General features: G+C 70.6%; 25 protein-coding genes. 17 read left to right on the forward strand and 8 right to left on the reverse strand.

What is annotated here, in order from left to right; translation table 11 throughout:
- Window positions 1–42: 42 nt before the first annotated feature.
- The gene (adh, locus tag QTI20_RS06895; protein ID WP_286548997.1) at window positions 43–1563 is read left to right on the forward strand and encodes an aldehyde dehydrogenase; all 1521 of its coding nucleotides are present in this window, start codon (window positions 43–45) and stop codon (window positions 1561–1563) included.
- A gap of 2 nt (window positions 1564–1565) precedes the next feature.
- Window positions 1566–1943, forward strand: coding sequence for a DUF779 domain-containing protein (locus tag QTI20_RS06900; protein WP_286548996.1), 378 nt, complete (start codon window positions 1566–1568; stop codon window positions 1941–1943).
- Window positions 1944–2004: 61 nt separating this feature from the next.
- Here the strand turns inward: QTI20_RS06900 and QTI20_RS06905 are convergent, their stop codons facing one another.
- Window positions 2005–2214 (reverse strand): TOBE domain-containing protein, encoded by a 210-nt coding sequence (locus tag QTI20_RS06905; protein WP_286548993.1) that lies wholly within the window; start codon window positions 2212–2214, stop codon window positions 2005–2007.
- A 48-nt stretch (window positions 2215–2262) separates the two neighbouring features.
- Entirely contained in the window at window positions 2263–3015 is a 753-nt protein-coding gene (msrA, locus tag QTI20_RS06910) for a peptide-methionine (S)-S-oxide reductase MsrA (RefSeq protein ID WP_503011355.1), read from the reverse strand.
- A gap of 338 nt (window positions 3016–3353) precedes the next feature.
- Here msrA and msrB point away from each other — a divergent pair, with 338 nt between their 5' ends.
- The gene (gene msrB / locus QTI20_RS06915; protein ID WP_286548991.1) at window positions 3354–3863 is read left to right on the forward strand and encodes a peptide-methionine (R)-S-oxide reductase MsrB; all 510 of its coding nucleotides are present in this window, start codon (window positions 3354–3356) and stop codon (window positions 3861–3863) included.
- 21 nt (window positions 3864–3884) lie between these two features.
- Window positions 3885–5651 carry a cytochrome c biogenesis protein DipZ gene (locus tag QTI20_RS06920; RefSeq protein WP_286548990.1) on the forward strand — a complete coding sequence of 589 codons (1767 nt, stop codon included), beginning with the start codon at window positions 3885–3887 and terminating at the stop codon, window positions 5649–5651.
- Here QTI20_RS06920 and QTI20_RS06925 read toward each other — a convergent pair.
- Window positions 5648–6559, reverse strand: a complete 912-nt coding sequence (locus QTI20_RS06925) for a bestrophin family protein (protein ID WP_286548989.1) — start codon at window positions 6557–6559, stop codon at window positions 5648–5650. The two genes, QTI20_RS06920 and QTI20_RS06925, sit on opposite strands and share 4 nt — an antisense overlap.
- 15 nt (window positions 6560–6574) lie before the next feature.
- Window positions 6575–7555, reverse strand: coding sequence for an AraC family transcriptional regulator (locus QTI20_RS06930; protein ID WP_286548985.1), 981 nt, complete (start codon window positions 7553–7555; stop codon window positions 6575–6577).
- Between the two features lie 140 nt (window positions 7556–7695).
- Between QTI20_RS06930 and QTI20_RS06935 the strand changes: the two genes are divergently transcribed.
- The 5 genes from QTI20_RS06935 (at window position 7696) to QTI20_RS06955 (ending at window position 14671) form a co-directional block, all read left to right on the forward strand.
- Window positions 7696–9696, forward strand: coding sequence for a TonB-dependent receptor (locus QTI20_RS06935; RefSeq protein ID WP_286548982.1), 2001 nt, complete (start codon window positions 7696–7698; stop codon window positions 9694–9696).
- Window positions 9683–10789, forward strand: coding sequence for a PepSY-associated TM helix domain-containing protein (locus tag QTI20_RS06940; protein ID WP_286548980.1), 1107 nt, complete (start codon window positions 9683–9685; stop codon window positions 10787–10789). Before QTI20_RS06935 ends, QTI20_RS06940 begins: the two co-directional genes overlap by 14 nt.
- Window positions 10790–11005: 216 nt before the next feature.
- Entirely contained in the window at window positions 11006–12208 is a 1203-nt protein-coding gene (locus tag QTI20_RS06945; RefSeq protein WP_286548978.1) for an MFS transporter, read from the forward strand.
- A gap of 97 nt (window positions 12209–12305) precedes the next feature.
- A complete protein-coding gene (locus QTI20_RS06950) occupies window positions 12306–13496 on the forward strand; it encodes an acyl-CoA dehydrogenase family protein (protein WP_286548976.1) in 1191 nt (396 codons plus the stop codon).
- 5 nt (window positions 13497–13501) lie between these two features.
- Window positions 13502–14671, forward strand: a complete 1170-nt coding sequence (locus QTI20_RS06955; RefSeq protein ID WP_286548971.1) for an acyl-CoA dehydrogenase family protein — start codon at window positions 13502–13504, stop codon at window positions 14669–14671.
- 65 nt (window positions 14672–14736) lie between these two features.
- On the opposite strand, the gene QTI20_RS06960 is transcribed toward QTI20_RS06955, so the two are convergent.
- Window positions 14737–15720 (reverse strand): NADPH:quinone oxidoreductase family protein, encoded by a 984-nt coding sequence (locus tag QTI20_RS06960; RefSeq protein WP_286548969.1) that lies wholly within the window; start codon window positions 15718–15720, stop codon window positions 14737–14739.
- 266 nt (window positions 15721–15986) lie between these two features.
- On the opposite strand from QTI20_RS06960, the gene QTI20_RS06965 reads away from it, so the two are divergent.
- Genes QTI20_RS06965 through QTI20_RS06975 form a run of 3 tightly spaced genes read left to right on the forward strand, consistent with a single transcriptional unit; the run spans window position 15987 to window position 19118 of the window.
- Window positions 15987–17492 (forward strand): acetyl-CoA acetyltransferase, encoded by a 1506-nt coding sequence (locus QTI20_RS06965; RefSeq protein ID WP_286548967.1) that lies wholly within the window; start codon window positions 15987–15989, stop codon window positions 17490–17492.
- Complete coding sequence (locus QTI20_RS06970) at window positions 17489–18280, forward strand: enoyl-CoA hydratase-related protein (RefSeq protein ID WP_286548962.1); 792 nt, start codon at window positions 17489–17491, stop codon at window positions 18278–18280. The genes QTI20_RS06965 and QTI20_RS06970 overlap by 4 nt, the downstream gene beginning before the upstream one ends.
- Before the next feature lie 13 nt (window positions 18281–18293).
- On the forward strand, window positions 18294–19118 hold the full coding sequence (locus tag QTI20_RS06975) for an enoyl-CoA hydratase/isomerase family protein (RefSeq protein ID WP_286548961.1): 825 nt from the start codon (window positions 18294–18296) through the stop codon (window positions 19116–19118).
- 9 nt (window positions 19119–19127) lie between these two features.
- Here the strand turns inward: QTI20_RS06975 and QTI20_RS06980 are convergent, their stop codons facing one another.
- Window positions 19128–19664: a GrpB family protein gene (locus tag QTI20_RS06980; protein WP_286548960.1), complete on the reverse strand. Its 537-nt coding sequence runs from the start codon at window positions 19662–19664 to the stop codon at window positions 19128–19130.
- 261 nt (window positions 19665–19925) lie between these two features.
- On the opposite strand from QTI20_RS06980, the gene QTI20_RS06985 reads away from it, so the two are divergent.
- The 4 genes from QTI20_RS06985 to QTI20_RS07000 are packed head-to-tail and all read left to right on the forward strand — an operon-like array spanning window position 19926 to window position 25163.
- A complete protein-coding gene (locus tag QTI20_RS06985) occupies window positions 19926–21515 on the forward strand; it encodes an ABC transporter substrate-binding protein (protein WP_286574166.1) in 1590 nt (529 codons plus the stop codon).
- Between the two features lie 7 nt (window positions 21516–21522).
- Window positions 21523–22488: an ABC transporter permease gene (locus QTI20_RS06990; protein ID WP_286548956.1), complete on the forward strand. Its 966-nt coding sequence runs from the start codon at window positions 21523–21525 to the stop codon at window positions 22486–22488.
- 15 nt (window positions 22489–22503) lie between these two features.
- A complete protein-coding gene (locus QTI20_RS06995; RefSeq protein WP_286548953.1) occupies window positions 22504–23451 on the forward strand; it encodes an ABC transporter permease in 948 nt (315 codons plus the stop codon).
- The gene (locus QTI20_RS07000) at window positions 23448–25163 is read left to right on the forward strand and encodes a dipeptide ABC transporter ATP-binding protein (RefSeq protein ID WP_286548951.1); all 1716 of its coding nucleotides are present in this window, start codon (window positions 23448–23450) and stop codon (window positions 25161–25163) included. Before QTI20_RS06995 ends, QTI20_RS07000 begins: the two co-directional genes overlap by 4 nt.
- Window positions 25164–25173: 10 nt before the next feature.
- Here the strand turns inward: QTI20_RS07000 and QTI20_RS07005 are convergent, their stop codons facing one another.
- A complete protein-coding gene (locus QTI20_RS07005; RefSeq protein WP_183025803.1) occupies window positions 25174–25380 on the reverse strand; it encodes a dodecin in 207 nt (68 codons plus the stop codon).
- A 136-nt stretch (window positions 25381–25516) separates the two neighbouring features.
- On the opposite strand from QTI20_RS07005, the gene QTI20_RS07010 reads away from it, so the two are divergent.
- A complete protein-coding gene (locus QTI20_RS07010; RefSeq protein WP_286548948.1) occupies window positions 25517–25873 on the forward strand; it encodes a hypothetical protein in 357 nt (118 codons plus the stop codon).
- Window positions 25874–25882: 9 nt separating this feature from the next.
- Here QTI20_RS07010 and QTI20_RS07015 read toward each other — a convergent pair whose 3' ends face one another.
- Window positions 25883–26542 carry a glutathione S-transferase family protein gene (locus QTI20_RS07015; RefSeq protein WP_286548946.1) on the reverse strand — a complete coding sequence of 220 codons (660 nt, stop codon included), beginning with the start codon at window positions 26540–26542 and terminating at the stop codon, window positions 25883–25885.
- Window positions 26543–26591 lie beyond the last annotated feature (49 nt).

Below are 26591 nucleotides of genomic sequence, written 5' to 3' on the forward strand. Positions count from 1 at the left end.
GACGGCGCGGCAACACGCAACCACTGATCTGGAGACACACACATGGACATGCTGGAACCCGGCAAATTCGGCACCGCGGTGCCGTTCCGCAAGCGCTACGACAACTTCATCGGCGGGCAATGGGTCGCACCGGCCAAGGGCCAGTACTTCGAGAACATCACGCCGGTGACCGGCAAGGTGTTCTGCGAGGTCGCGCGCTCCACCGCGGAGGACGTCGAGCGCGCCCTCGACGCCGCGCACGCGGCCAAGGCCGCCTGGGGGAAGACCTCGCCCACCGAGCGCTCGAACATCCTCCACAGGATCGCGCAGCGCATGGAGGAGAACCTGCCCATGCTCGCGATGGCCGAGACCTGGGACAACGGCAAGCCGATCCGCGAGACCACGCTGGCCGACATGCCGCTGGCGGTCGACCACTTCCGCTACTTCGCCTCGTGCATCCGGGCGCAGGAAGGCGGCATCAGCGAGATCGACAGCAAGACCTACGCCTACCATTTCCACGAGCCGCTGGGCGTGGTGGGCCAGATCATTCCCTGGAACTTCCCGATCCTGATGGCGGTGTGGAAGCTGGCGCCGGCGCTGGCCGCGGGCAACTGCGTGGTGCTCAAGCCGGCCGAGCAGACGCCGGCGTCGATCCTGGTGCTGGTCGAGCTCATCGCCGACCTGCTGCCGCCGGGCGTGCTCAACGTGGTCAACGGCTTCGGGCTCGAAGCGGGCAAGCCGCTGGCGTCGAGCAACCGCATCGCCAAGATCGCGTTCACCGGTGAGACCACCACCGGCCGGCTGATCATGCAGTACGCGAGCCAGAACATCATTCCCGTGACGCTGGAGCTGGGCGGCAAGTCGCCCAACATCTTCTTCGAAGACGTGGCGGCCAAGGACGACAGCTTCCTCGACAAGGCGCTGGAAGGCTTCGCGATGTTCGCGCTCAACCAGGGCGAGGTCTGCACCTGCCCGAGCCGGGCGCTGGTGCAGGAGTCGATCTACGAGCGCTTCATGGAGAAGGCCGTCAAGCGGGTGGAAGCCATCAAGCAGGGCAGCCCGCTCGAGATGAGCACCATGATCGGCGCGCAGGCCTCCAACGAGCAGCTGGAGAAGATCCTGTCGTACCTCGACATCGGCAAGCAGGAGGGCGCCAAGGTGCTCACCGGTGGCGATCGCCACCGGCTCGCCGGTGAACTGGAAGGCGGCTACTACGTCAAGCCGACCATCTTCGCGGGCCACAACAAGATGCGCATCTTCCAGGAGGAGATCTTCGGCCCGGTGGTGTCGGTGACCACCTTCAAGACCGAGGAAGAGGCGCTGGAGATCGCCAACGACACGCTCTACGGGCTGGGTGCCGGCGTCTGGAGCCGCGACGCGAACCGGGCCTTCCGCATGGGCCGCGGCATCCAGGCCGGCCGCGTGTGGACCAACTGCTACCACCACTACCCCGCGCATGCGGCCTTCGGCGGCTACAAGGCCTCGGGCATCGGCCGCGAGAACCACAAGATGATGCTCGACCACTACCAGCAGACCAAGAACCTGCTGGTGAGCTACGACGAATCGCCGATGGGGTTCTTCTGACCATGGACCTGCGCCGCGTCATCTGCACGCCGGCCGCCGAGGCGCTGATCGACGTGGTGCGGGCCAGGCACGGGCCCGTGATGTTCCACCAGTCGGGCGGCTGCTGCGACGGCAGCGCACCCATGTGCTACCCGCAGGGGGAGTTCCTGATCGGCGACCACGACAAGCTGCTGGGTGAGATCCACGGCGCGCCCTTCTACATCAGCGGGCCGCAGTTCGAATACTGGCAGCACACGCAGCTGATCATCGACGTGGTGCCGGGGCGCGGCGGCATGTTCTCGCTGGAAGGCCCCGAGGGGCTGCGCTTCCTCACCCGCTCGCGGCTTTTCAGCGATGAAGAGGACACGCTGCTGCAGGCCGAGGTGCAGGCGGCGCGCTGAAGCGAGACACGACGAGGGCCGGCAGGTCGGGGATCTGCCGGCCCTCCGTCGTGCGAGACGCTCAGTCCACCCCGATCATCACGCTCGAGGCCTTGATCAGCCCATACGCCGGGCCGCCTTCGAGCAGGCCCAGCGAATCGGCCGAGGTCGAGGTGATCGTCGAGACGATCTGCACGCCCGACGCGATCTCGAGCGTGACCTCGGTCGTGACCGGGCCGCGCACGATCTTGACGACCTTGCCGGGCAGAACGTTGCGGGCGCTGATTTTCATGGGTGACTCCAGAAGAATGGACGAAGACGCATTCTGCCGGCCATGGCGTCAGCCGGACACGCGCTTGCCCACCAGCACCGGGTCGGCGCGGTAGCGCTCGGGGAACACCTTCTGGAGATTGGCGACCTTGGGCAGGTCGTTGATCACGATGTAGGGCTGGTTCGGGTTCAGCGTCAGGTAGTCCTGGTGGTAGCCCTCGGCCGGGAAGAAGCGCTTCTGCAGTTCGATGGTGGTGGCGATCGGCGCGCCGAAGCTGCCAGCCTTGCCGAGCTGCTCGATGTAGGCCTTGGCGACGCGGGCCTGTTCGTCGTTCTGCGCGAACACGGTCGAGCGGTACTGGGTGCCGCGGTCGGGGCCCTGGCGGTTGAGCTCGGTGGGGTTGTGGGCGACCGAGAAGTAGATCTGCAGGATGCGGCCGTAGCTGATCTGTTTCGGGTCGTAGGTGATCGCCACCGCCTCGGCATGGCCGGTGCGGCCCGAGCCCACGGTCTCGTAGCGGGCCGTCTTCTCGTCGCCGCCCGCATAGCCCGAGACTGCATTGGTCACGCCCTTGACGTGCTGGAACACGCCCTGCACGCCCCAGAAGCAGCCGCCCGCGAGCACCGCGGTCTCGGTGGCCGCGGCCGTGGCGAGGTCGTCGGCGGGCGCCGGGATGACGACGGCCTTCTCCGCCGCCATCGAGGGCACGATCTTGAAGGCGGCCGCGGCGGCCAGCAGCGCCACGGCACCGAGCGCCATGCGGCGCGAGAAGCGCTGGCGGGGGGCGAGCGCGGCGGCAGGAGGGGTCGAGGGCTTGTTCATCTCAGGTCTTCCTTCGGTGCAGGGTGGATCGGACGGCGTCCGTGTCCCTGAGTTCGGGCGAAGGGCGCCTTCGGTTACGCGAGGCGGGTCGAAATTTCCGCTGCATCGACCGCGCCGGGCTGTAACCCCGGGGCGGTGCGGGTCGAACTAAGCGGTGGATGCGATGCCGCGCGCCCTCGATCATGCGTCGTTATGCCCGTTGGGATATAACGTTTTCTTGAGCTTGACCGAGTCCAAGGTGCCGCGCGCTGCGTACAGCGTCCCAGGAGCCCCCGGTCGTCCCGTGCCGATGGCAGCCTGTCACCCGGACCCCACAGGACCCTTTTGAAGGATTTGCCATGACCCCCCAAGGAAGACGTTCGGCATTGGTCGCAGGCGGCTCGACGCTCGGCCTGGCCATTGCCTATGCACTGGGCTGGAGCCCGCGTCCGGCGCTGGCCGCCACCGCCGCCGCCTTCGAGCTGACCCGCACCGAGGCCGAATGGCGCAAGCTGCTCACGCCCAACCAGTACGCGGTGATGCGCGAGGAGGGCACCGAGCGGCCCTACACCAGCCCACTGAACGACGAGCACCGCGAAGGCATCTTCGCCTGCGCGGGCTGCAGCCTCGATGCCTTCTCCTCCAAGACCAAGTTCGACAGCCGGACCGGCTGGCCCAGCTTCTGGCAGCCCCTGCCCAACGCGGTCGGCGAGAACGTGGACAAGACCTTCGGCATGGTGCGCACGGAGGTGCACTGCCGGCGCTGCGGCAGCCACTTCGGCCATGTGTTCCCCGACGGTCCCAAGCCCACCGGCCTGCGCTACTGCATGAACGGCCTGTCGCTCAAGTTCACGCCGCGCGCGGCCTGATCCCGCCAAGGCCGCACCGCCATGCTGCTCTTCCTCGTCGCCTACCTGGGCGGTGTGCTGACCATCCTCAGCCCCTGCATCCTGCCGGTGCTGCCCTTCGTCTTCGCACGCGGTGAGCAGCCCTTCCTGCGCAGCGGGCTGCCGCTGCTGGCCGGCATGGCGCTGACTTTCGCGGCGGTGGCTTCGCTGGCCGCGGTCGGTGGCGGCTGGGCCGTGCAGGCCAACCAGTACGGCCGCTGGGCGGCGCTGGTGCTGATGGCGGTGTTCGGCCTGATGCTGCTGTTTCCCCGGCTGTCGGAGCACGCCACGCGGCCGCTGGTCGCCTGGGGGGCGCGCCTGTCGGCCTCGGCCACGGGGGTCGCCTCCGGACGCGGCGCCTCGTCGCTCGTGCCTTCGCTGCTGCTGGGCGTGGCGACCGGGCTGCTGTGGGCGCCCTGCGCGGGCCCGATCCTGGGCCTGGTGCTGACCGGCGCGGCGCTCAACGGCGCGAGCGCGCAGACCTCGCTGCTGCTGCTGGCCTATTCGGCCGGCGCGGCGACCTCGCTGGCCGCGGCGCTGCTGATCGGCGGGCGGGTGTTCCAGGCGATGAAGCGCTCGCTCGGCGCGGGCGAGTGGATCCGCCGCGGCATCGGCGCGGCCCTGCTGTGCGGCGTGGCCGCGATCGCGTTGGGGCTGGACACCGGCGTGCTGGCGCAGCTGTCGCTGTCGAGCACGGCCAGGGTCGAGCAGGCATTGGTCGACCGGGCGGGCGCGGGGCCGAAGGGCGCGCCCGCCATGGTGGCGGCGAACGATGCGCCGACGAGGGCCGGCGCTGTCGACCTGCCCATCGAAGGCGCCATGCCCCCACTGGCCGGCGCGGTGCAGTGGCTCAATTCCGAGCCGCTGGCCACGGAGCAACTCCGCGGGAAAGTGGTGCTGGTCGATTTCTGGACCTACTCCTGCATCAACTGCCTGCGCGCGCTGCCCTATGTGCGTGCCTGGGCGCAGAAGTACCAGGACCAGGGCTTGGTCGTGATCGGCGTGCACGCGCCGGAATTCGCCTTCGAGAAGGACGTCGGCAACGTCCGCAAGGCGGTGCAGGACCTGCAGATCGACTACCCCGTGGCCATCGACAACGACTTCACGGTCTGGCGTGCGTTCAAGAACCAGTACTGGCCCGCCCATTACTTCATCGACGCCAAGGGCAACATCCGCTACCACCACTACGGCGAAGGCGAGTACGACAAGTCGGAGCAGGTCATCCAGCAGCTGCTGGCCGAAGCCGGCCGGGGCCGGGTGCCGGGCGACCTGGTGAAGGTCGAGGCCAGCGGGGCCCAGGCCGCGGCCGACGGCGCCAACGTCCAGTCGCCCGAGACCTATGTGGGCTACCAGCGCGCCGAGCATTTCGTCTCCACCGGCGGCTTCGCGAAGAACCAGCCGCACCGCTACGCCGGCCCGGCCACGCTGCTGCTCAACCAGTGGGCGCTGGCTGGCGACTGGCGCGTGGGCGCCCAGAGCGCCGTGCTGGCCCGCAGCGGCGGGCGCATCAGCTACCAGTTCCATGCGCGCGACCTGCACCTGGTGCTGGGGCCGGGCGCGGACGGCAAGCCGGTGCGCTTCCGGGTGCTCATCGACGGCAAGCCGCCGGGCGCCGACCAGGGCATGGACGTCGACGCCCAGGGCCAGGGCGTGGTGACCGGCCAGCGCCTCTACCAGCTGGTGCGGCAGAAGGGCGGCGTGGCCGAGCACCGCTTCGACATCGAATTCCTGGACCCGGGGGCCGAGGCCTTCGCCTTCACCTTCGGCTAGGTCAGGATGTACACGTCGGGATCGAGCCTCGGCGCCTGCTGGGGCTCGCCCATCATCTCGCGCAGCGTCGACTCGATGCCGGCCGACATCGCATCGAGCGCGAGGTCGTTGGCGGCCGTGCCGAAGGGCTCCTCGATCTCCGCGCCCAGGGCCTCGAGCGCGAAGAAGGTGTAGGCGATGAAGGCCACGATCACCGGCGTGGTCGGCCCGATCGAGTCGACCAAGCCGAAGGGCAGCAGCACGCAGTAGAGGTAGATCGTGCGGTGGATGATCACCGAGTAGGTGAAGGGGATCGGCGTGCTCGCGATGCGCTCGCAGCCGCCCAGCGCCTCGTTGAGGTGGCTCAGCGGCGCGTCCATGGCCGGCACGATGGCGGGGGCGATGTCGCCCGCCTGCCGCCGGTCGCGCAGCCATTCGCCGGCCATCAGCAGCAGCATCGAGGGCTTGTACAGCACCGGCTTCAGCCGCGCGCGGTCTTCCGGCGTCAGCAGGCGCTCGAAATCGGCCGCGGGATCGGTGCGGCGCAGCTGGTGGCGCAGCGCATGCACGAAGGCGATCAGCCGCGCGGCCAGGGGCAGCACTTCAGCCGGCGCGTCGGCCAGCGTGAGCGCCTGGCGCAGCAGGGTGCGGGTGTTGTTGAGCACGCTGCCCCAGAGCGTGCGCGCCTCCCAGTAGCGCGCGTAGCTGGTGCCGTTGCGAAAACCCAGGAAGATGGCCAGGGTCAGGCCGATCAGCGAGAAGGGCACGAAGGTCAGCGGGATCTTCCACTGGAACAGGCGCCCGTGGAGCACGGTGACGAGGATGGCGAAGGCCGTGGTGGCGAGCAGCTGCGGTGCGATGTCGCGCAGCACGGAGCCGCGCCAGACAAACAACATGCGCAGCCAATGGAGGCGGGGTCGAATGATCATGGGGCCCCGATCATCTCAGCTGTGCAGGCTTCGGTAGCGCAGCGGGGTGGCCGAGAAGCGCTGGGCGAAGTGCTTGGCGAGGTGGCTGGCGCTGGAAAAGCCGCAGTGCTCGGCCACCTGCCGCACCGTGAGCGGGCTGTCGCGCAGCAGGTCGGCGGCCCGGCCGCAGCGTGCCTGCAGCACGTGTTCGTAGACGCTGCGCCCGAACAGCGCGCGAAAACCCTTCTTGAGCGCGGTCTCGCTCAGGCCGCAGGCGGTGGCAATGGCCGAGACCGTGAGCGGCTCGGCCAGATGGGCCTCGATGTGGCGCCGCGCCTCGAGCAAACGCCGGCGGTCGCGGCCGCTGAACGAGGGCGTGGGGGCCGCGGTCGCGGTCGCGGGTTCGGGCTGCGGGTCGGCGAAGAACAGCTCGCGCGTCGACGGGCTCAGGCGTGACGCCACCCCGTGCAGGGCACGCAAGGCATGGCACTGCAGCTCGAGCAGGGCCAGCGGCTCGGTGGGCAGGCCCGCCGCGATCAGCCGTTGCGCGAATGCCGCCATCCAGGGCGCCATCGGCAGCCGCGCGAGCCAGGCCCTGGCGCGCGGATGGGCGTGGACTTCGCAATCGTGCTGCGACACCGGCGTGGCCCGGCCCAGCACCTCGCGCAGCGCCAGCGGGTAGTGCAGCAGCACCGCACGGAAGCGCGAGGAGGCCGGGATGAAGTCCTCGCCGTCGAAGGGCGCCCAGCCGCAGCTGAGGAAGCAGTGGCCCGCGAGGAATTCGCAGGGGCGCGTGCTGTCGCCCATCAGGAAGTGGCCCTGGCCCTCGGCCAGCAGCACCAGCGACAGGTGCGGCGCCACCGCGGCCGAGGGCATGCGGATGTCGCGCTCGGCATGGCGGTCGACGATGCCGATGCGCACCGCATCGTCGGAGGTGCCCCAGGTGGCGCCGGTCACGGCCTGGCTTTGCCGGGCGTGGTGAGGAATGACCAGGCGCGGTTTCGGCGGCAGGGGCATGGCGCGGGCACCGTGTTCAGTTGGGAATACTTCTCATTCTAATGACGGATGCTGTCTTTCCCGGCCCGATGCTGTTCTTGCGCCGGGGCGCCTGCTTCTACCTTCGACGCTTCGAGAAACCGCAAGAAGAGGGAACAGGAATGAAGTTGACACCGTACTGGGCCGGCATGGCTTTGGTCGCCGGCCAGGCCGTGGCCCAGGAGCAGACCGTGCCGCCGGGGCAGGAGGCCGCCGCGCTGCCCACCGTCACCGTGACGGCCACCAAGCGCGAGCAGAAGGCGTCGGAGATCGCGGGCGCGGTGGCCACCGCCACGGCCGAGGACTTCGGGCCGCGCGGCCTGCAGAGCGTGGACCAGATCGACCGCGTGTTCACCGACGTGAACATCCGCAAGCGCTCCAGCCGCGCCTATTCGAACGTCACGATCCGAGGGCAGTCCTCGGTCGATTTCTACAACCCCACGGCGCAGCTCTACGTCGACGGCCTGCCGCAGGACCAGGCGCTGTTCGCGCAGCTGCTGCCGCAGGCGCTGGAGCAGGTCGAGGTGCTCTACGGACCGCAGGGCACGCTCTACGGCCGCGGCGCGGTGGGCGGCATCGTGAGCATCGTCACGCGCAAGCCGGACAACCAGCTGCGCTTCGAGGCCGCGGGCGACCTGAATGCGCACGGCCGCGGCGCGCAGCTGCTGCTCAACACGCCGCTGGTGGCCGACACGCTGTATGCCGACGTGGCGGTGGGCACGCGGAAGGAACGCGGCGAGATGCACGACATGGTGAGCGGCGCGCGGTTGGGCGACGGCGAGGACGTGAACGGGCGCCTGCGCCTGCGCTACGCCCCGACCGGCGGCCCGCTCGACGTGATGCTCACGGCCGCGCGCGACAGCCTGCGCTCCGACGAGGAGTACTACGTGCTCGGCCCCGACCTGAAGCGGCGCATGGCGCTGCCCGCGCCCTCGCACTACCGGCTCAGGACCGACAGCCTTGGGCTGTACGTGGCCTACGACTTCGGCGCCGCGACCCTGAGCTCGCTGACCGGCCACCAGGACCGCCGCTTCGACCGGACCATCTTCGGTTCGTACACGCCCGAGACGCAGAAGACCCTGAGCCAGGAGTTCCGGCTGGCCTCGAAGGCCGGCGCGCACAAGGCCTTCGACTATGTCGCGGGCCTGTACTTCCAGGACCTGGACTTCAGCCGCGAGGTGCCGGCCGCCACGCTGCGCTCGCAGCAGAACATCCGTTCCTACGCGGCCTTCGGCGAACTGAGCTGGCACGCCAGCGAGCGGCTCGATGCGGTCTTCGGCCTGCGCTTCGAGCAGGAGCGCGCCAAGGCCGACACCGCCTTCGGCGCGCTGGCGCTCGGCGGCGAGAAGAAGTTCGATGCCACCTCGCCCAAGCTGGGCCTGAACTACCGGGTGGCCGATGCGCTCGCGGTCTATGGGCTGTACAGCACCGGCTTCAAGGCCGGCGGCTTCACGCGCGCTGTCACGCCGCAGAACATCGGCTTCACCTACGCGCCGCAGAACGCGCGCAACCTCGAGTTCGGCTTCAAGTCGAAGCTGCTCGACGACCGGCTCGAGCTTTCGGGCGCGGCCTACTTCACGCGCACCAGCGACTACCAGCTGTCGGTCGGGCCGGTGCAGGGCCAGTACCTGCAGAACGTGGGGCAGGTCGAAACCAAGGGCGCGAGCCTCGACGCCCAGTGGCAGGCCACGCGCAGCCTGTACCTCAGGGCCGGCGTGGCCGTCAACGACAGCGCCTTCAGCCGCTACCGCAACCCGGCCAATCCCGGCGTGGACCTGACGGGCCACAAGGTGCCCTACGCGCCGACGGCCACGGCCAACCTGGTGGCCGAGTACGTGGTGCCGCTGTCGGGCGGCGCGCGCCTGGTGCCGCGCATCGGCCTGAGCTATGTGGGCAAGAGCTATTTCAACGAGGCCGACACGATCAGCCAGAAGGGCTACGCCTTGCTCGACCTCGGCGTGTCGTTGCAGCTGAACAAGAACCTGTCGGCCGATTTCTACCTCGATAACGCGGCCGACAGGACCTACGCGCTCTATGCCTTCGAGGCCGGCGCGCCCTATGGCACGCTCTACCAGGTCGGCCGAGGGCGCACGGCCGGCGTCCGCGTCCATGCGCGCTTCTGAGGCGGCCCCGGTGCGCCACCGGGGCTACCGCTGGCGTGCGCTGCACCGCTGGCTGGCCTGCGTGTTCGGCGCCTTCTTCATCGTGCAGGGCCTGAGCGGCAGCCTGCTGGTGCTGTCCGATCCGCTCGACGACTGGCTCAACCCCCAGCTCACGGTGCCCGCGGCGCAGCGCGTGCCGCTGGTCGAGATGGCGGATGCGCTGGAGCGCCAGCACCCGGGCGCGGTCGGCATCGGCGTGACGCAGATCGACGAAGCCGGCCGGCTCACCACCGGCTTCTGGCCCACGCCCGATCCGCTGATCCCCAGCGAGCGGCGCTACTGGCTGGCGCGCCTTCACCCGGGCACGGGCGAGGCGCTGGCCGTCATGCCTTACGGCGCTTGGTCGCTGGACCGGCGCGACCTGATCGGCCTGCTCTATGCGCTGCACACCAGCCTCACGCTGGGCGCGGTGGGCAAGCTGCTGCAGATCGTCTCGGCCTGTTTCCTGCTGCTCCTGCTGTGGGCCGGACTGCGCACGCTGCTGCACCGCAGGCGCGCGTTGCGCGGCAAGGCGCCGGCGGCCATCGTCGATTCGGCGCCCGCGCGCTGGCACCGCCGCATCGGGGCGGTGGGCGCGCTGGTGCTGGGCATCCTGCTGGCCAGCGGCCTGGCGCTGCAGTTCGAGACCGTGCTGGACCCGAGCTTCGGCTACCGCTCCGAGGGCGACGCCACCGGCCCGCGCCTGACGCTGCGCCAGGCCTGGACGGCCGCGCAGGCCGGCCATGGTGACGCCCAGACGCGGCTGATCATGGCGCCGTTCAAGGAAGGCGGCGTGTTTCGCATCGACCTGGTGCCACGCACCGGGCCGCGCGCCGGCCAGACCGTCGAGGTCTTCGTCGACGCCTACTCGGGCCGTGTGCTGAAGGAACGCGACGACAGCCAGCGCGAGGGCATCCAGCGCGTGCTGGGCTGGCTCGAGGCGCTGCACGGCGGAAAGATCCTGGGCGTGTCGGGGCAGGCCCTGGCGCTGGTCGCGGGCCTGCTGCCGGCAGGGCTGGGGATCACGGGCTGGGTCATGCGAAGGCGCCGGAGGAGGGCGAGTCCATCGGACTGAAGCGCCGAGGGGTGCCGTGTGCGCACGTGGAAAAAATGCATGGCTGGCCGGAGAACCGATGGCTAGCAAAAAACGACCTTGGAGACTTTTGAGGGTCCCGGGTCGCCCCACGATGAAACTGAAGCGGTGGAAAGGGCGGCGGCTGCTTGCAGCGGCTTTTCTTTCGATGCCGCGATCATATCTCAAATGCAAACGCTTCTCATTTAATATGACCGCATGACACAAATTCTTTCCATTGAGCCCCGGCCTGCGGCGCCGGCCTCTGCTTTCGACCTCAAGCCGCTGCTGGTCGCGAACATGCTCTGCACCATGGCGATGATGGCTTTCGTCCCGCTTGTGGGGCCGATCGCGCGGCTGCTGCGGATGCCGGCCTGGCAGGCCGGTGCGGCCGTGACGGTGGGCGGCGTGCTGTGGATGCTGCTGGCGCGGCGCTGGGGTGCGGCCAGCGACCGGCATGGCCGCCGCACGGTGCTGCTCTGCGGCGTGGGCGGCTTCGCACTCTGCTACGCCGCCATGTGCGCGCTGCTGGTGGCCTCGATCGCGCTGCTGCCGGCGGCGCTGCTGGTGTTTGCGGGCCTGGTGCTCACGCGCGGCGCGATCGGCGCCTTCTATGCGGCGATTCCATCGACCGGGCAGGCGCTGGTCGCCGACCATGTGCCGCCCGCGGGCCGGGCGCGCGCGATGGCTTCGCTGGGCGCGGCCAATGCGGTGGGCATGGTGCTGGGTCCGGCCCTGGCCGCGCTGCTGGCGCAGCGCAGCCTGAGCCTGCCGCTCTATGTCACGGCCGTGCTGCCGCTGCTCGCCTTGGCGGTGCTCTGGAAAGCGCTGCCGCGCCACGGGCGCCAGGGCACGCGGGGCGCGTCGACGCTGCGCCTGGACGACGCACGGCTGCGGCGGCCGATGGTGGTGGCCTTCATCGCGATGTTCTGCGTCGCGATCTCGCAGATCACGGTGGGCTTCTTCGCCATCGACCGGCTGGCGCTGGCCGCGGGTCCGGCGGCCCGCGCCGCCGGCATCGCGCTGACTGCGGTGGGCATCGGCCTGATCGCCTCGCAGATGGTGGTGCGCCGGCTCGACTGGCCGCCACAGCGGCTGATCCGCGTGGGCGCGCTGATCGCGGCCTGCGGCTTCGGCGCCACCGCGCTGATCGCGACGCCGGTGATGCTGGCGCTGTGCTTCTTCATCGCCGCCGCGGGCATGGGCTGCATCTTCCCGGCCTTCGCGGCGCTGGCGGCCAACGCGGTCGATGCGCAGTCGCAGGGCGCGGCGGCCGGTTCGGTGGGTGCGGCCCAGGGCCTGGGCATCGTGCTCGGGCCGCTGGCCGGCGCGCTGCTCTACGACCTCGGCCCGGGCGTGCCCTATGCGGCGGTGGCGCTGCTGCTGGTCGGCGTGGCGCTGTGGCGATCGCGCGCAGGCTGAACCCGGCAGCCTTCCATTCGTCGCTTCCGACGATGGTCCGCGCGGCCGTGCCGCAGAACACTCCATCGCTTCGATCCAGTGGGAAAAGAGGCGAGCGATGGCTTGGAAACTCGACGCGGCCGAGGCCGGGTTCAGGCAGGAGGTCCGCGACTTCCTGGACGAGGCCCTGACGCCCGAACTGCGCACCGCGGGCCGGCGCTGTTCCGGCATCTTCAGCGACTACGACGACGGCATCCGCTGGCACCGCATCCTCGCGCAGCGCGGCTGGAGCGTGCCCAGCTGGCCGGTCGAACATGGCGGCACCGGCTGGACGCCGATGCAGCACTACATCTTCGCGAGCGAGCTCGCGCAGGCCGACGCACCGCCGCTCGCGCCCAACAGCACGCGCATGGTGGCGCCGGTGATCATCGCCTTCGGCACCGAGGCACAGAAGCAGCGCTGGCTGCCGGGCATCCGCAATGGCGACGACTACTGGGCCCAGGGCTACTCCGAGCCGCAGGCGGGTTCCGACCTCGCGTCGCTGCAGTGCCGCGCGGTGCGCGACGGCGAGCACTACGTGATCAACGGCACCAAGATCTGGACCACCCATGCCCACTGGTCCAACCGCATGTTCTGCCTGGTGCGCACCGCCAGCGGCGGCAAGGCGCAGCAGGGCATCAGCTTCCTGTGCTTCGACCTCGACCTGCCGGGCATCACGGTGCGCCCCATCGTCAGCATCTCGGGCGACCACGAGCTCAACCAGGTGTTCTTCGACGACGTGCGCGTGCCGGTGTCCTCTTTGCTGGGCGAGGAGAACCAGGGTTGGGCCATCGCGAAATACCTGCTCGCGCACGAGCGCGGCCATGCCTGGGCGCCGCTGCTGCGCGCGCGGCTGCGGCGCCTGCGCGAGGCGGCGCGCGCGGCGTGGCCGCACAGTGACGCCGACGAAGCACGCGACATGGCGCTGCGCCTGGCCGAGGCCGATTGCGCGATCGATGCGGTCGAGGCGCTGGAGCTGCAGGCCCTGCGCGCGCAGGTGCAGGGCGAGCCGCCGGGCATCCGGCCCTCGATGGGCAAGGTGCTGGGTTCCGAACTGCGCCAGCGGCTGACCGAACTGGGCATCGAGATCGCCGGCCGCTACGCCGCGGTGAACCTGCCGCTGGCCGACAGCCTGCAGGGCGAGCTGCCCGTGCCCGAGGAGGCCGTGTTCTCGATGTCGGCCTACCTCAACGACCGCGCCGCGTCGATCTACGCGGGTTCCAACGAAGTCCAGCGCAACCTCATCGCCGCGCACCTGCTGCGCGGCTGACCTGCATGACCACCGACACCCTTCAAGCCGAGCGCGAGCACACGCTCGCGATGCTGGTCGATAGCCTCTCGCGCTACCTCGGCGAGCGCTTCGACCTCGACCAACGCCTGCGTTCGCTGGCCGAGGCCACCGACGCGCCGCCGGCCTTCTGGTCCGGCCTGGCGCGCGAGCTCGGCCTGCTGGGCGCGGCGCTGCCCGAGGCGCAGGGCGGCCTCGGCGGCGGCATGGCCGTGCACCTGGCCGTGATGCGGGCCTTGGGCGGCGCGCTCGCGGGCGAGCCCTACCTGTCGAGCATCGTGATCGGCGCGGGCCTGCTGCAGCGCCAGCCGGGTGCGTTCAGCGATGCGCTGCTGGCCGACGCGGTCGAGGGCCGCGCGGTGCTGGCCTTCGCCCATGCCGAGCCCGAGGGCCGCGACGAACGCGCCGCGGTGCGCACGCGGCTGGTGCGCGATGCCGAAGGCTACGAGATCGACGGCCACAAGGCGGTGGTGCACGCGGCGCCCTGGGCCACGCACCTGATCGTGTCGGCCCGCAGCAGCGGAGAGCCGGGCGACGCCGAGGGCCTGTCGCTGATCGTGGTCGAGCGCGATGCGCCCGGCGTGCAGCTGCGGCCCTACGCGCTGCGCGACGGCACCCGCGCGGCCGAGTTGCGGCTCGAGCGCGTGCGCGTGCCGGCCGAGGCCCTGCTGGGCCGCGAGGGCGAGGCGCTGCCGCAGATCGAACAGGCGCTCGACGAGGCCACGCTTGCGGTCTGCGCCGAGGCCGTGGGCGTGATGCGCCGGCTGCTGGCCGACACGCTCGACTACGTGCGCCAGCGCAAGCAGTTCGGCGTGGCCATCGCGAGCTTCCAGGTGCTGCAGCACCGGCTGGCCGACATGCACATGGCGCTGGCCCAGGCCGAGGCGCTGACCCAGGCGGTGCTCGAGGCGATGGACGGCACGGCCGACGAACGCGCGCGGGCCGTGTCCTCGGCCAAGGTCGCGGTCGCGCGCGCCTGCAGGGCCGTGGGGCAGGGCGCGGTGCAGCTGCACGGCGGCATGGGCATGACCGAGGAACTGGCCATCGGCCATTACTTCCGGCGCGCGACGCTGATCGAATTGCAGTTCGGCCCGGCCGCATGGCACCTGCGGCGGGTCGCGCGGCTCGAGGCGCAGCGCGATCCGACGCAGGCCTGAGGCCTCGAGTCTGGCCCGCCGGCCACGCCATGTTCCTGATGGACATGACGTGACTGGAAAAAGCCTCAGTCCGGCCGCAATACGACGCGCCCCACCGCGTCGCCACCCTGCATCGCCGCCAGTGCCGCGCGGTGGTCCGACAGCGCCCACACACCCGCGATGGCCGGGCGCAGGTCGCCGCGGGCATGCAGTGCCATCACGCCGCGCAGGTTGGCCGCCGCTCGGTCCGGCGCACGCTGCGAGAACTGTCGGATGTCCACGCCCACCAGCGCAGCGCCCTTGAGCAGCGGCAGGTTCGCCGGCAGCGCCGCGATGCCGCCGGCCGCGAAGCCCAGCACCAGGTGGCGCCCGCCCCAGCCCAGCGAGCGGAAGGCGGGCTCGGTGAAGGCGCCGCCGACCGGGTCGACCACGACGTCGACGCCGCCGGATGGCGTGAGCGCCTTGAGTGCGTTGCGCCAGTCGATGGCCGAGGTGTCGATGGTGGCGTCGGCACCGGCCGCGCGTGCCAGCGCGCGTTTCTCGGGCGTCGAGCCGCCCGCGATCACACGGGCCCCGAAGGCGCGCGCGAGCTGCACCGCGGCCAGGCCGACGCTGCCCGCGGCGCCGAGCACGAACACCGTCTCGCCGGGCCGCAACGCGCCGCGGTCGACCAGCGCGTGCCACATGGTGCTGTAGGGCACGGCCAGCGCGGCCGCTTCGGTGAAGGGCGCGGCCGCGCCGATGCGCTGCACCGCACCGGCCGGCACGCACACGGCCTCGGCCCAGGCGCCGCCGGCCGTGGCCGAGCCACAGACGCGTTCGCCCAGTTGCCAGTCGCCCGCGGTGCCGTCGCCGATCGCCTCGACCGTGCCCGCGAACTCGCTGCCCGGGATGTAGGGCACGGGCGGCTGCAGCTGGTAGCGGCCCTGGGCCAGCAGCAGGTCGGCGTGCGAGATCGCACTCGCCTCGACACGGATGCGCAGTTCGCCGGGGGCGGGCTCGGGGCGCGGCAGCTCGCGCAGCGTCAGGCCTTCGAGCGGCCCCAGCCGGTCCGTCTGCAAGGCCTTCATGCGGTCCGCCCCTGCCTGCGCACCGCGCCCGGCACGTCACGGCGATGCGTGAAGGCGAACAGCGGAACGTCGATGCCGGGCATGCGGAACAAGGGGGGCTGTATCACGGGGGTTGTCTCCTCTGGGGTCCTCGGTGGAACAGGCACCTTAGGAAGGGCAGGGCGCCGCGGCAATCGTCCCTTTCGACGATGCCCCGGCGCACGGGCCCTTCCTATGATCGACCGCAGAGACCGGCATTGGGCCCGGTCGCGCAGGAGACACGACGCATGACCGCCATCGACGACCGCACCCCGATCATCGTGGGTGTGGGTGAGATCACCCACCGCAACAAGGAGCCCGAGGCCGGGCTCGAGCCGATCGAGCTCATGCTCCGCGCGCTGCGCGCAGCCGAAGAGGACGCCGGCGCCGCGCTGCTGGCCGACATCGATTCGCTCGACATCGTCTGCGAATACTCCTGGCCCTACACCGACGCGACCGCGCTGCTGGGCGAGCGGCTGGGCCACCTGCCGGCGCGCCGCGTGTACGGCGAGGCCGGCGGCGAGTCGCCTGTGCGCTTCATCCACGAGGCCGCGCTGCGCATCGCGCGCGGCGAAAGCCGGGTCGCGGCCATCACCGGCGCCGAATCGCGCTACACCGTCGACGCCGCGGCCAAGCGCGGCATCGACCTGGGCTGGACGCCCAGGGACGACACGGTGAAGCTGGTGCGCGGCACCGACCTGTGCCACCCGGTGGCGGTCAAGCACGGCGCCGCGATGCCGATCACGATCTACCCGCTCTACGAGAACGCCGCGCTGGCGCACTGGGGCCAGACCCCGCGCGAGGCGCAGCAGGAATCGGCCGCGTTGTGGTCGCGCTATTCGGAAGTGGCGGCGGCGAATCCGCATGCCTGGCTGCGCCAGGGCTTCAGCGCCGAGGCGGTGGCCGAGCCGAGCGCCGCCAACCGGCTGATCGCCTGGCCCTACACCAAGCACATGGTGGCCAACCCGGTGGTCAACATGGGCGCGGGCGTGCTGCTGACCAGCGTGGGCCATGCGCGCGCGCTGGGCATCGCGCCCGAGAAGTGGGTCTACGTGTGGGACGGTGCCGCGGCACGCGAGCCGCGCGACTACCTGCAGCGCGACCAGTTCCACCGCTCGCATGCGCAGGACCTGGTGATGGAGACCGTGCTCGCGCAGGTGGGCGGCGATGCGTCGGCCTTCGAGATGCTCGAGCTCTACAGCTGCTTCCCCATCGTGCCCAAGATGGCGCGCCGCACCTTGGGCCTGGCGCCCGAGGCGCAGATGACCTCGACCGGCGGCCTGAGCTTCTTCGGCGCGCCGCTCAACGACTACATGACGCACGCGGCCGCGGGCCTGGTGCGCGCGCTGCGCAGCGCGCCGGGCAAGACCGCGCTGCTCTACGGCCAGGGCGAGTACGTGACCAAGCACCATGCGCTGGTGCTGGGCTCGAGCCCGCCGCCGAACGGCCTGCCCCCGGCCGACTACAGCGTGCAGGCCGCGGCCGATGCGCGGCGCGGCCCGGTGCCGCCTTTCGTCGAAAGCTACAGCGGCAGCGCCACGCTCGAGACCTTCACCATCCTCTACGGCCGCGACGGCCTGCCCACGCACGGCATCGTGATCGCGCGCACGCCGGCCGGCGAACGGCTGATGGCACGCGTCGAGCCCGACGATGCAGCGGCGCTGGCGGTGCTCGCCGACCTGGACCGATCCCCGGTGGGCAGCACCGGCCACGTCACGGCAGGCACCGACAGCCTGCGCTGGAGCCTCGCATGAACGCAGGACAAAACAACGACGCGGTGCGCGTCGAGAAACTCCCCGGACACATCGCGGTCGTCACCATCGACCGGCCCGAGGCCCGCAACGCCGTCAACGGCGCGGTCGCGGCCGGCCTTGAGGCCGCGGTCGACGCGACGGAGGCCGACGACGACACCTGGGTCGTGGTGCTGACCGGCGCGGGCCCGGACGCCTTCTGCGCCGGCGCCGACCTCAAGGAGGTCTCGGCCGGCCGCGGCAGCGCGCTGAGCACCGAGCGCGGCGGTTTCGCGGGCTTCGTCTACCGCGAGCGCAGCAAGCCCTGGATCGCGGCCGTCAACGGCAAGGCGTTGGCCGGCGGCACCGAACTCACGCTGGCCTGCGACCTGGTGGTGGCGGCCGAGCATGCGGCCTTCGGCCTGCCCGAAGTGCTGCGCGGCCTGATCGCCGCGGCCGGCGGACTGTACCGGCTGCCGCGCGCGATCCCGCCCAACATCGCGCTGGAACTGATCCTGACCGCGGGCCAGCTCGACGCGCAGCGCGCGCAGCAGCTGGGCTGGGTCAACCGGGTGGTGCCGGCCGCGGCGCTGCGCGACGCGGCGCTGGCGCTGGCGGCCCAGATCACGCGCAATGCGCCCACGGCCGTGCGCGAGAGCCTGCGCGTGGCGCGCATGGCGAACGAGCTCGACGAGGCCGCGCTGCGCACGCTGACCCGTGCGGCCTTCCAGCGTGTGGCGGCCAGCGAGGATTTCCGCGAAGGCCCGCGGGCCTTCATCGAGAAGCGGGCGCCGCAGTGGACCGGCCGCTGAGCCCGGACCCGCGATGAGCGCCACCGACGACATCCAGCTCGACCGCAGCCACGAAGGCATCGCGGTCGTCACGCTGAACCGCCCCGAGCGCCTCAACGCGCTGAGCCAGATGACGGTGCGCCGCCTCTGCGCGATGCTCGACGGATTGGCCGCGGACGACGCCGTGCGCGTGCTCGTGCTCACCGGCGCGGGCCGCGGCTTCTGCGCCGGCTGGGACCTGGCCAGCCCGCTGACCGATGCCACGGGCGCCGAACTCACGGGGCCGCCCTCGGTGGCCGACTACTGCACCGGCCAGGAACTGTTCGCGGGCATGGTGCGTCGGCTGCGCTCGCTGGGCAAGGTGGTGATCGCGGCCGTCAACGGCGTGGCCGTGGGCGCGGGCTTCGCGCTCACGCTCGGCGCGGACCTCCGCATCGCGAGCCGCGCCGCGGCCTTCCATGTGGGCGCGGTGCGCATCGGCCTCACGGCCGGCGAGTGCGGCATCAGCTACCACCTGCCGCGGCTGATCGGTGCCTCGCGCGCCTTCGAAGTCATGCTGACCGGCCGGCCGATCCCGGCCGAGGAGGCCGAACGCATCGGGCTGGTCTCGCGGCTGGTGGACGATGCCACCGATCTGCTGCCGCAGGCGTTGGCGCTGGCCGAGCAGGTGCTGCGCAACAGCCCCTACGCCACGCGCCACACCAAGCAGATCATGTGGGCCAACCTCGACGCGGGCGGGCTCGACGCCGCGATCGAGCTCGAGAACCGCGCCCAGGTGCTGGCGCTCATGACCGAGGATTTCAAGGAGGCCTCGGCGGCCTTCGTGCAGAAGCGGGCGCCGGTGTTCGGCGGGCGGTGAGGGCGCTCGCTACCGGCGCCCGATCAGCGCCTCGATCTCCCGGATCACCGCCTCCTTCTCCCGGTTGTAGACCTGCGGGTCGGCGGGGTCGATGGCGTGCGCCCGGTCCTTGGCGGCTTCGTACTTCAGCCGCAGGTCGGGCCGGCGGTCCAGGATGGCCATGAAGGCCAGCGAATCCGCGTGCACCGGATCGCCGCGGTGGCAGATGTGCACGTTGACATTGAAGCGCCGGCCGGCGAGCACCACCGAGGCGCAGACATAGGGCTTCTCGTCGGTGTCGACCCAGACCGGGCGGCGGTGGAAGCCCAGGCGCTCGAAGGCCTGCTGCTCGGCGCGCAGGTCCGGCCGTGTGGTGATCGCCACCGCATCGACCATGGGCTTGCCGCGCAGGCCGACGATCGCCGTGCTGCCGATGTGCAAAAGTTCCACGCCCGCGAGGGCCGCGTGCACCTCGTCGCGCACCCGGGCAAAGACCTCGGAATAAATGGGGTCGTAGGCCACGATGTGGCGGTGCTGCAGTCCTTCGTCGAAGCGTTCGAGTTCCATCGGGCGTCCTTTCGATCCGGGCGGATTCGCACCGCCGCACGGCGTGCGCGCTCGGCGCTGGCCGGACAGGACTGTACGAAATTCAAACGCAAGCATGGCCCCATGCGATCGGCTTGCTCGAATTCCGCATGAGCAGGCGCGCAAAGCTTCTTTCACGCGCGACATGCCCGCTTCAATACTGCGGCCCGGCATGCCTTCACGTTCCAGCCATGGGCGCAGAAGCGGCTTCCTCTCCACTTCTCCTGTTCACCGAGGCTTCACTTGATTCGTCACACCCTGCTCGCAATGATGTTGGCTGCCGGCCTGATGCCGGCCGTCGTGGCCCAGGCCGAGACCGTGCGCTGGGCGCGCAGCGCCGACCCGGCCACGCTCGATCCCCATGCGGTGAACACCGGCACCAACTTCAACCTGCTGCACCAGGTCTACGAACCGCTGATCATCCGGCTGCCCGACGGCAAGCTGCAGGGCGCCATCGCCACCGCGTGGACGCTCACCACCGAACCCAGCGTCTGGGAATTCAAGCTGCGCCCCGGCGTCAAGTTCCACGACGGCTCGCTGCTCACGGCCGACGACGTGGTGTTCTCGCTCAAGCGGGCCCAGGCGCCGACCTCGCAGCTGAAGTCGCTGCTGTCCTCGGTCGACACCATCACCAAGGTCGATGCGCTCACGGTGCGGGTCAAGACCAAGGGCCCGAACCTGATCTTCCCCAACAACCTGAGCAACATCTTCATCCTCAGCGAAGCCTGGGCCAAGGCCAACAAGTCGGAGACCGCGCAGGACGTGGCCAGCAAGACCGAGAACTTCGCCACCCGCAACGAGAACGGCACCGGGCCCTACACGCTGGTCTCGCGCGAGGTCGACAGCCGCACCGTGCTCAAGCAGTTCCCGCAGTACTGGGGCCGGGGCCAGTTCCCGCTCGAGGTGACCGAGCTGGTCTACCTGCCGATCAAGTCGCCCGCGACCCGGGTCGCGGCCCTGCTCTCGGGCGAGGTCGACTTCCTGCAGGACCTGCCGGCGCAGGACGTGGCCCGGCTCAAGGCCGACAAGAGCCTGCGCGTGACCGAAGGGCCGGAGAACCGTTCGATCTTCCTCGGCCTCAACGTGGGCGCCAACGAGCTCAAGTACGCGGACGTGAAGGGCAGGAACCCGCTGGCCGATCCCAGGGTGCGCGAGGCCATCGGCCTGGCCATCGATCGCGATGCGATCAAGACCGCGGTGATGCGCGGCCTGTCGATTCCCTCGAACATCATCGCGCCGCGCTTCGTCAACGGCTACGAGAAGGCCTTCGCTGCCTACCCGAAGGCCAACGTGGCCCAGGCCAAGAAGCTGCTGGCGGAAGCGGGCTATCCCAACGGCTTCGGCATCACCCTGCACACGCCGAACGACCGCTATGTCAACGACGAGGCGATCAGCACCGCGGTCTCGGGCTTCCTGGGCCGCATCGGCATCAAGACCACGGTGGCGGCGCGCCCCATCGCACTGCACAGCACGGCCATCAACCAGGCCGATACCGACTTCTACCTGTTCGGCTGGGGCGTGCCCACCTACGATTCGGCCTACATCTTCGACTACCTGGTCCACACCCGCGGCAAGGACGGCCGCGGCCCGACCAATGCCACCGGCTACAGCAATGCCGAGATCGACGCGAAGATCGTCTCGCTCGCCTCCGAGAGCGACCAGGCCAAGCGCGACGCCACGATCAAGAGCATCTGGCAGACGGTGCAGGCCGAGCGCTTCTACATCGCGCTGCACGACCAGGTGCTGAACTACGCGTCGAACCCCAGGCTCGACATCCCGGTGAGCCCTGAGAACACACCCTTCTTCAAGTTCGTGAAGGTGGCGAAGAAGTAGGCGTCGCATGCTGGTCCATCTGCTGCGCCGGCTCGGCCAGTCCGTGCTGGTGCTGCTGGCCGTCTCGCTGATCTCCTTTCTTGTCTTCCGGCACATCGGCGATCCGACGATCAGCCTGCTGGGCGAGGACGCGACGCTCGAGGAGCGCGCCGAACTCACCGCCCGGCTGGGCTTCGACCGGCCGGTGCCGGTGCAGTACCTGCGCTACCTCGGCGAGGTGCTGCAGGGCGACCTGGGCGTCTCGTACCGCTTCAAGCGCCCGGTGGCCGAGCTGATCGCGGAGCGCCTGCCGGCCACGCTCGAACTGGCGCTGGTGGCCGCAGTCTTCGCGATCGCGGGCGGCATCGCCCTGGGCGTGTACACCGCGATCCACCGCGACGGCGCGCTGAGCCGCGCGATCATGACGGTGTCGCTGGTGGGCGTTTCGCTGCCCACCTTCCTGATCGGCATCGGGCTGATCTACCTGTTCGCGGTCGAGCTGCGCTGGCTGCCGTCCTTCGGCCGCGGCGAGACGGTGAAGATCGGCGCCTGGAGCACCGGTCTGCTCACCGCCTCGGGCTGGAGCGCGCTGCTGCTGCCGGCCTTCACGCTGGGTTTCTACAAGCTCACGCTGATCATGCGGCTGGTGCGCGCGGAGATGCTGGAAGTGCTGCGCTCGGACTACATCCGCTTCGGCCGGGCGCGTGGCCTGCGCACGCGCGACCTGCACTACGGCCATGCGCTGCGCAACACGCTGATCCCCGTGATCACCATCACCGGGCTGCAGATCGGCTCGCTCATCGCCTTCGCCATCGTCACCGAGACGGTGTTCCAGTGGCCGGGCGTGGGCCTGCTGTTCATCTCTTCGATCCAGGGCGTGGACGTGCCGGTGGTCGCGGCCTACCTGCTGCTGATCGCGCTGCTCTATGTGCTGATCAACGGGGTGGTGGACCTGCTGTATGTCGCTGTGGACCCGCGCCTGCGCATCGCCTGATTGCTTCCGTTCACCATGTCCTCTTCCCGACCTTCCGCCGCCGCCGCGGCCCCGCGCCGGCGCTGGCGCCAATCCGATTCGCCGGTGCTGCGCGCCTTCGCGCGCTCGCGCACCGTGCAGGTGGCGGCCGTGCTGCTGCTGCTGATCGCCATCGCCTCGCTGTTCGCGCCGCTGATCGCGCGGCAGGATCCCTTCGACCCGGCCCACCTCGACCTCATCGATGCCTTCACGCCCCCGTGGCAGCAGGGCATCACGGGTGCCTTCTATCCGCTGGGCGCCGACGACCAGGGCCGCGACGTCTTCTCGGCCATCCTCTACGGCCTGCGCATGTCGCTGCTGGTGGGCGTGTCCGCGGTGGCGCTGTCGCTGGCCATCGGCGTGCCGCTGGGCCTGGCCGCGGGCTATGCGGGCGGATGGTTCGACACGCTGGTGATGCGGGTGGCCGACGTGCAGCTGACCTTCCCGGTGTTGCTGGTGGCGCTCTTGATCTTCGGCATCGCGCGCGGCCTGCTGCCCGAGGGCTACCGCGACGACATGGCGGTGTACGTGATCGTCGCGGCCATCGGACTCTCGGACTGGGTGCAGTACGCGCGCACGGTGCGCGGCGCGGTGCTGGTCGAGAAGCACAAGGACTATGTGGCGGCCGCGCGGATCATCGGCCGCTCGCCCGGCGGCATCCTGCTGCACCACATCCTGCCGAACCTGCTGGCGCCGGTGCTGGTCATCGCGGCCATCAGCTTCGCGCTGGCCATCGTGGCCGAGTCCACGCTCTCCTACCTGGGCGTCGGGCTGCCGCCCACGCAGCCCTCGCTGGGCACGCTGATCCGCATCGGCCAGGGCTTCCTGTTCTCCGGCGAGTGGTGGATCCTGCTGTTCCCGGGGCTGGTGCTGCTGGCCCTGGCGCTGTCCGTCAACCTGGTCGCCGACTGGCTGCGCGACGCGCTCAACCCCAGACTCCAATGACCGCGCAAAGAGAGCAGGGCGCCGTGCTGCGCGTGCGCGACCTGAGCGTCGAATTCGACACCCACCGCGGCGTGATGCGGGTGCTCGACGGCGTCTCCTTCGACATCGCGCCGGGCGAGATCCTGGGCGTGGTGGGCGAGTCGGGCGCGGGCAAGTCCATGACCGGCGCAGCCGTCATCGGCCTGATCGAGCCGCCGGGGCGCATCGCGGGCGGCACGGTCGAGCTGCACGGCGAGCGCATCGACACGCTGCGCGGCGAAGACCTGCGGCGGCTGCGCGGGCGCCGCATCGGCAGCGTGTTCCAGGACCCGCTGACCAGCCTCAACCCGGTTTATCCGATCGGCCGGCACCTGGTGGAGACCATCCGCACCCACCTGCCGGTGAGCGAGAAGGAGGCCTTCCGCCGCGCGTTGGCACTGCTCGCCGATGTCGAGATCCCCGACCCGGAACTGCGCATCCGCCAGTACCCGCACCAGTTCTCCGGCGGCATGCGCCAGCGCGTGGCGATCGCGCTGGCCCTGTGCGCCGAGCCCCAGCTGCTGATCGCCGACGAGCCCACGACCGCGCTCGACGTGTCGGTGCAGGCGCAGGTGATCCGCGTGTTCCGCCGGGTCTGCCGCGAGCGCGGCACGGCCGCCCTGCTGATCACGCACGACATGGGCGTGATCGCCGAAGCCGCCGACCGCGTGATGGTGATGTACCGCGGCCGCGTGCGCGAGACCGGCCCGGTGCGCGCGGTGCTGGACGCGCCGCGCGAGCCCTACACGCGCGCGCTGATGGCCGCGATCCCCTCGGTGCACGAGCGCATCGACCGGCTGCCGGTGCCGGAGATCGGTTCGGACAGCGCGCTGCCGGTCCCCGCGCTCGCTCGCACGGCCAGGGCCGCCGACGCATCGGCCGCGCCGCTGATCCAGGTGCAGGGCCTCACGCGCGAGTTCGACCTCTCGGCCGGCTGGCTGGTGCGCACGTTGGTGCGCCAGCCGCGCAAGCTGCTGCGCGCGGCCGAGGACGTGCACTTCGACATCGCGCGCGGCAGCACCTTCGGCCTGGTCGGCGAGTCGGGCTCGGGCAAGTCGACCGTGGCCCGGATGATCGCCGGCCTCACGAAGCCGACGGCCGGGCGCGTGCTCTTCGACGGCATCGACCGCTGGGGCGGCCCCAACGAGACGGCCGCCTTGCGTCGCCGCTTCCAGATGATCTTCCAGGACCCCTATGCGAGCCTGAACCCGCGCTGGCGGGTGGACCAACTGATCGCCGAACCGGTCGAGGTGCTCGGCCTGGCGGGCAGCGCGGACGAGACCGAGGCGCGCGTGGCCGATGCGCTGCGCCGCGTGCGCATGTCGCCCGACGACGGCCGCAAGTACCCGCACCAGTTCTCGGGCGGGCAGCGCCAGCGCATCGCGATCGCGCGTGCGCTCGCCAGCCAGCCCGAGTTCATCGTCTGCGACGAACCTACCTCGTCGCTCGACGTCTCGGTGCAGGCGCAGGTGCTCAACCTGATGCGCGACCTGCAGCAGGAATTCGGCCTGACCTATCTGCTGATCAGCCACAACCTGGCGGTGATCCGCCACATGTGCGACCGCATCGGCGTGATGCAGCGCGGCCGGCTGGTGGAGCAGGGCGCGGCCGAGGCCGTGCTGGACGCGCCGGCCCATGCCTACACCCGCGAACTGATGGCCGCGGTGCCCGACCATCGGGCGCGTCGTACTTAGAAGACCGGCTTCACTCCAGCGTGAAGCCGATCTTCAGCGTGACCTGCCAGTGCGCCACCTTGCCCTCGACCACATGGCCGCGGGTCTCGGTCACCGTGAACCACTGGATGTTGCGCACGGTCTCGTGGGCCTTGGCGATGGCGGTCTGCACCGCGTCCTCGATGCCCGCGGGCGAGGAGCCGGTGAGTTCGAGCGTCTTGTAGACATGGCTGGACATGGGATGTCTCCTGGTGGGGGTCGATGAAAAAGAGCACGCGACTGCATGCTCCACCCGCGCGCGGGTTCAGGCAAGAACATCCGGCGGCAAGGCTACGATCGCTGCCAACCGGTTTTGCTCTTCACCGCCACAGGACATGCGCCCCTTCCTCTACTACACCGCGTTGCTGCTGCTCGGATTCGCCTGGTACCACGTCGGCCAGCGGCTGCTGCGCAAGGGTTACCGTGACGAGAAGGGCGAATTGACCCCGGGACTGGCGGGGCCCGCGGGGCTGCTGGTGGCGGCCGCCGTCGCCTGCTTTCTCTTCTTTTCCATGCTGCGCGCCCTGGTGCGGGGCGAGGTCCCGTGCGTCGGCAAGGGCTGCGCCGGGCAGCTCTACACCCTGGCGGCGTCGCCCGGCGACTACTGGGCCAACGTGCTCTTCCTGCTGTGGTGCGTGCTCGCGCTGGGCTACGCGGTGTATGTCACGCTCAGGATCTGGTTGCGGGCCTAAGGCCAGACCCTAGCGGATGTCGTCCACGCGCACACCGAGGCGCTCTGCGTAGCGCACGCGCGCACGCTCGAAGGCCGGGCGCGCGCGGCAGCGATCGTAGAAGGCCTGGACCCGCGGGTGCGGTGCCAGCAGATCGGAGTGGCGGATGCCGCGCAGCACGCTGGCCATCATCAGGTCGGCCACCGTGAACCCGGTGCCGGCGAGCCATTCGCGGCCTTTCAGGTGTCGATCGAGTTCGCCGAGCCAGCGGTCGGCGAGCTGCGGCAGTTCGGCGTGCAGCCGGGGCGCGGCCTTGCCGCTGTCGAACATCCCGATCAGGTCCATGCAGACCAGCGTGGTGCCCACGGTGGCGACGGCGGCGAAGCACCATTGGACGACGTGGGTGCGCCCCTGGAGGTCGCCGGGGATCAGCTGGCCGGACTTCTCGGCCAGGTAGAGCGCGATGGCCGCCGATTCGGCCACCACGAAGCCGTCGTCGTCGATCACCGGTGCCTGGCGGAAGGGGCTGAGCCGGCGGTAGGCCTCGCCGTCGAGCTCGCCGCCGGTGTGGTCGAGCGCGTGGACGCGGTAGGGCAGGCCGGTCTCCTCGAGCGCCCACTGCGCCCAGAGGTCCTTGGTCTCGCCATGGCCCTCGGGAAAGATGCGGCCGAATCCGTAGAGCGTGATCATGCTGTGGACCTCCTGCGGCGACCGGTTCGCCGGCACCAGGGCAGCGTAC

The organism is Variovorax sp. J2P1-31, assembly GCF_030317215.1.
GTDB lineage: Bacteria > Pseudomonadota > Gammaproteobacteria > Burkholderiales > Burkholderiaceae_C > Variovorax.